General features: G+C 27.7%; 5 protein-coding genes. 1 reads left to right on the plus strand and 4 read right to left on the minus strand.

Features of this window, described 5'->3' with window-relative positions:
- Positions 1 to 426: 426 nt before the first annotated feature.
- From BM384_RS15495 to BM384_RS17805, 4 genes are all read right to left on the minus strand, one after another.
- Positions 427 to 1,614: a transglutaminase domain-containing protein gene (locus tag BM384_RS15495; RefSeq protein ID WP_090014938.1), complete on the minus strand. Its 1,188-nt coding sequence runs from the start codon at positions 1,612 to 1,614 to the stop codon at positions 427 to 429.
- A gap of 35 nt (positions 1,615 to 1,649) precedes the next feature.
- On the minus strand, positions 1,650 to 2,252 hold the full coding sequence (locus BM384_RS15500) for a PAS domain-containing protein (protein ID WP_090014940.1): 603 nt from the start codon (positions 2,250 to 2,252) through the stop codon (positions 1,650 to 1,652).
- A gap of 178 nt (positions 2,253 to 2,430) precedes the next feature.
- Positions 2,431 to 3,756: a cellulase family glycosylhydrolase gene (locus BM384_RS15505; RefSeq protein ID WP_090014942.1), complete on the minus strand. Its 1,326-nt coding sequence runs from the start codon at positions 3,754 to 3,756 to the stop codon at positions 2,431 to 2,433.
- 474 nt (positions 3,757 to 4,230) lie between these two features.
- Positions 4,231 to 4,389 (minus strand): hypothetical protein, encoded by a 159-nt coding sequence (locus BM384_RS17805; RefSeq protein WP_175537421.1) that lies wholly within the window; start codon positions 4,387 to 4,389, stop codon positions 4,231 to 4,233.
- A gap of 421 nt (positions 4,390 to 4,810) precedes the next feature.
- Between BM384_RS17805 and BM384_RS15510 the strand changes: the two genes are divergently transcribed.
- A partial coding sequence (locus BM384_RS15510; RefSeq protein ID WP_175537319.1) for a transposase occupies positions 4,811 to 5,047 on the plus strand: 237 nt, incomplete at its 3' end.

Below are 5,047 nucleotides of genomic sequence, written 5' to 3' on the forward strand. Positions count from 1 at the left end.
GGTGCAAGCTCCGCTATGTCGGAAATCTTACCATTAAAGCCTTTAGATATCATAGCATTCATGATATTTTCTAAATGCTTTAACTGAGGATTTGTTAAGTAAAAATCAAAATTTAATTGATTAAAAAATTTGTATATTGATGGTTCGTTTGATATAATTGTGTTCTGAAACATTTATGTATCTCCTTGTTGAATTTTGTGTAGGAACTTAATTATAACAGAGATTTATCATAAATGTTTTTTATTTTATTCAGTTGTAAAATTATTCAAGCATTTTTGCACTATTATAGTAATTTTATACATATATGTAAATTAAAAATAATTAGTATTCGCAAAAAAGTGAACTCCCTATTAAGCACTAGTCTCAAGGGATGTCCACTTATATTTTATAATAAATTAGCCTTATTATTTTTAAGCTGATTATTTTCTATAATTGAGATGAAATCTTAACCATATCATACAAATCTATAATATAATCATCATTCAAGTCATACCTTGAATCCCAATTACTACTTTCTTCAGTTACATTATATCTTTTAGCTACTTCCGCCAAATCAGCAGCATCTATAGCACCATCTGAATTTACATCTTCAGATTTTCTTATAATAATAACATTTGAATTAGAATCAGAAAAACCAACCCTATAAGAAGTCTTAGACATTGGATAATTCTTATTAAATTCCTCAGTATCAAATTCTGCATCTCTTTGATGAGCATCAAAGTCGGAGCTGCCTTTTAAAAAATAATCGTATCTTATTCCACCAGGTGAAGATGGATTACTTATATTTTCATCCCATGTATTATCTAAATTATACCATTTTCCACTTACATATACTATATTCCATGCATGACTTTGATTTTTTCCAAGACCTTTAATCATTCTAACTTTAACATCTAAGTCTCTTAGCATTTTATAAGTTATACTTGCAAAGCCCTGACATACAACTGACTTTTCAACTATTGCATTATAAGCTGAATATTTACCTTCACTACCATAATAATATTGTATGTTACTTACAATATAATCATGAACTGCCTTTACTTTTGTATAATCACTTTCTCCATATACATCTAAATCATCTAATACATTTTTAACCTCTTTGTTAACTTGAAGCTGCTCATCATAAGTTGATAAATAGCCAACATTATATTTTAATACTACATAACTTGAACTATATATTGCTCCCATAGTACATGATGAAACTTCTGAATTTAAGTAATCTCCTTCATCAGATTTTAATTCATCAGAATATTCAAAAGCTTTATTATACACATCTATTCTTATATCATCATAGTAAGAACCATTATATTTTATATTTATCTCATCTTTTCTAAGCCTCATCTGACTTCTTAAATATCTTGAAGCATCCTCTAAAGAATTAACAACAGCAACCTTATATGTTTGAGGAGTCTTTGAAGCCCCTATATATTCTGTATAATCCTGAATATAATAATAATTATCATCTGCTCTAGTATAAGTAGTGGCGGAAGCTTGTCCTGCCAGCATAATGTCTAAGTTTGTATAACCACTAGCTGCTGATAAGAACAATAATAGTTGAACTATAAATACTGTTAATGTAACTCTTACAGACTTTCTCATACTCTTAATTTTCATAAAGCTTCCCCTCTTTTCAATAAAAATTTAAATTACTATACAGTAATATCTAATGATGTAAAACTATCTTCAGATGAAAAATTATCTTGTCTTAATAAACTCAAATATCTATAATACAAAGATGTTTCACTATTTACCTTTGACTCTACTGCTTGAAATTGTGCTGTCAGCGAGCTTTTAACTAACTCCTTTTCACTTGAATCTTTAAAATCTATATCGCTATTTATCTTTATAGAAGTTGATATCTTAGCATTTCTATCAATAAAGAAACTTACAGATTTAACCTTATGTCCATCCTTTGTTAAATTATTAGCTTTAAATGACTTCCTATACTTTTCTGCATCATCAAGAGATTTTCTAATAGTTTTATCTATCTCTGGATCTTTAACAGCTTTTTTTATCAATTCAGGAGATAAGACTATGGAAACCTTGTCCTCCTCATGAATAGCTCTAGAATTCTTCTTTATGTTTAGTTTAGAATATTCCTTTTGTAAATCCCTAAAATACTTTTCTTCAAGTTCAGTACTGCTTAGTTTCCTTGTAGTTTTATTAGAACTTGAAACTAAGGCTCTATTTCTTTTAATAATACTCTCATAACTATTTCTATCAGTTAAATTATCTACTGAATCAATTGCCACTCTTACCATCTTCTTTCATCAATGTAATTGTTTACCGCATAACTATTATATCATGTTTATCGTATAAATATTTATCTTTTTATCTTTTTTATAATTTTTTAATATGTAGACTAAGAATAAAGGCTGTAATATCAAAGTTCTTAATAAAACTGCCTTTATTCAATTTATTTCTTAAAACTTATATAAGTGATTTTAATGCTACTAAATCGAAGAAATCAATCTTTCCATCTTTATTAATATCTGCAGCACCTTCATTTATCTTTATAGAAGAACTATTTTCTGAATTAATATATTTTCTAAGTAATGTATAATCACTTAAATCTATTACTCCATCATCATTAACATCATAATTGTTATCTGAAATTTTATTTTCATTATAAGTATTAACTATAGCATCTTTAATTTCAGGGAATGTCCAGCTTAATGAATTTCTATTTAGTAAACCATAAGTATTATCCATGCCCGATTCAACATAATTGTTATCCCACCAAACACAAGGCATACCAAGTTTAGTACATGTCTCAACATAAGTTTTAACATGATCTATTCTAGCATTTAGATTATCTTTATGAATAGTTCCATACTCACCCATAACTACTGGTATTCCTTTTGCTTCAAAGAAATCATGGTATCTTTGTAATTCTGACTTAAGATTTTCTCTTTCATCGTCAGTTCCCCATTCCTTAGTTCCAGATTGAGTCATTGCAAATAAATAAGGTGTATATGCATGTAGTGATACAATTACATTTTTATCTTCAGGAACTCTAAAATCATTTATTGCATTTTCAAGACCACTTGCCCCATATGTTGGCATCATTACAGCTCTAGTAGAGTTATTTCCTCCAGTAGATCTTATAGCACTAAGACCTGCTTCGTTAAAATTATTTACAACTTCACGCCCTTCTGATGTTCCTCCTATCCATTCTTCTGCTGTTCCTACATTTCTTGGTTCATTTTGAACTTCAAAAATTAAATGATCATCATATTCCTTAAATTCATTTGCAATTTGAGTCCATAGGCTTGATAACTGTTTAGTATAGCTAGCTTCCTTAGCTTTAGTTGGAATACACCATTCATCTTCATGGTGAGTATTTAATATTACATACATTCCATCATCAATTCCATATTGAACTACTTCTTTTACTCTTGCCATCCAAGCTGGATCTACAGTATATAGAGGTGCTGCCCCTAAATGATACCCCCAAGTTACAGGAACTCTAAGTGTAGTGAAGCCTGCTTCTTTTACCTTATCAATCATAGCTTTTGTAGTTACTGGATTACCCCAACATGTTTCCCATGCCTTAGGATCATTAACATTAAACCATTGATTTTGAGCAACAAAAGAATCAAGGGTATTTCCTAAATTCCACCCTACTCCCATTTCCTTTACTACTTCCTTAGCACTTCTCATGTTTTCTTTTGCCTGTACATCAAAGTTACTAATTAGCATAGTTCCCATAGCTATTGCAATTAACCCTGATTTAAATAATAATTTTCCACTCATCTTTAATTCCTCCTTTTTATAATATTACACTTTGATAATACAATAAAAAATGTAAAATTAACTGTTTTTTTCCTAATTAATACTTTTATCATCTTATAATACATTAAAAAGAATATCATATTTTTTATTCACCTATGGAAACATTTTATGAAATCATTTTAACGCAAACTAAAAAAACAAACATACATAACTTAATTATAAATTCTTTATTATCACTTTCTAAATAGATAAATGAATAAGAGTTTTATCTTTATTTATATCGATATTTATAAGCTAATTCTTTACGCAGTGCTCCCTAATAAGGCTTTAGACAAATCACTTCCACTAAAATATTACGGTTCACCATTTTTAAGTATAATTTTATTATAAAAGGTGCATTTGATTAACTTTTATGTCTTTCAAATGCACCTTCTATTTCTCTACTTTTCGTTTTTAAAAAATATTTTAATTTTAAATTCTCAAACTTACTTTATTTTACTCGTTACCTTTTTCTAACTTTTGCAATTCATTTATTGCTTCCACAAGCTCTATTTCATACTCTTCATAAAGATCGCCTTCATCTTCAGCAAGCTGTTCTTCATAAAACTGTATTTTAGATTTTAATTCTTTTATTCTCTCTTGTATATCGTCCATAATGAATCTCCTCCTTTGTAATTTTTTTATCTTTTAGGTATAATAATTTTATAAAAGCTTTAATAAAGCTTTTAACTTTTTATAACTTGAACTTAATATCATTTTTAATTTAATTATAATTTAAAAAAATATACATTAAAGTGATTCAAATCACTTTAACAAATTCTTTTTCTATTTTATTTATTAATTTATCTTAATTAATCTACATTTTGTCAACATATTGCCATAATTTATACATATAATGTAAATATAAAAAAATTTATTCTTAAATCATTATTATTCCCCTGAATAATAAATAAAAAATAATGGTTTCCCAAAAACAGGAAACCATTCAGACTGTTGACAACTAACTTCGTTTTCGAAGATAGTTGTCTATTTTTATGTTAAAATATAATTAACTAATATAAGGTGGTGTTTCAATATGATGGGTGTTAAAAAGAAAGCAGATAGAAATCAAATAGAATTATTAAGTATAGATGATCTTGTTCCTAAAAATCATTTAGTTAGAAAATTAGATGCAGCAATAAATCTAGACTTTATTTATGATGAAGTAAGAGATTTATATAAGCCTTACGGTCGCGAAAGCATAGACCCTGTAGTTCTAATAAAAATAGTAATGATTCAATATATATTTGGCATCCGCTCAATGAGACAAACC

The sequence above is a fragment of the Clostridium sp. DSM 8431 genome (assembly GCF_900116755.1).
GTDB lineage: Bacteria > Bacillota > Clostridia > Clostridiales > Clostridiaceae > Clostridium.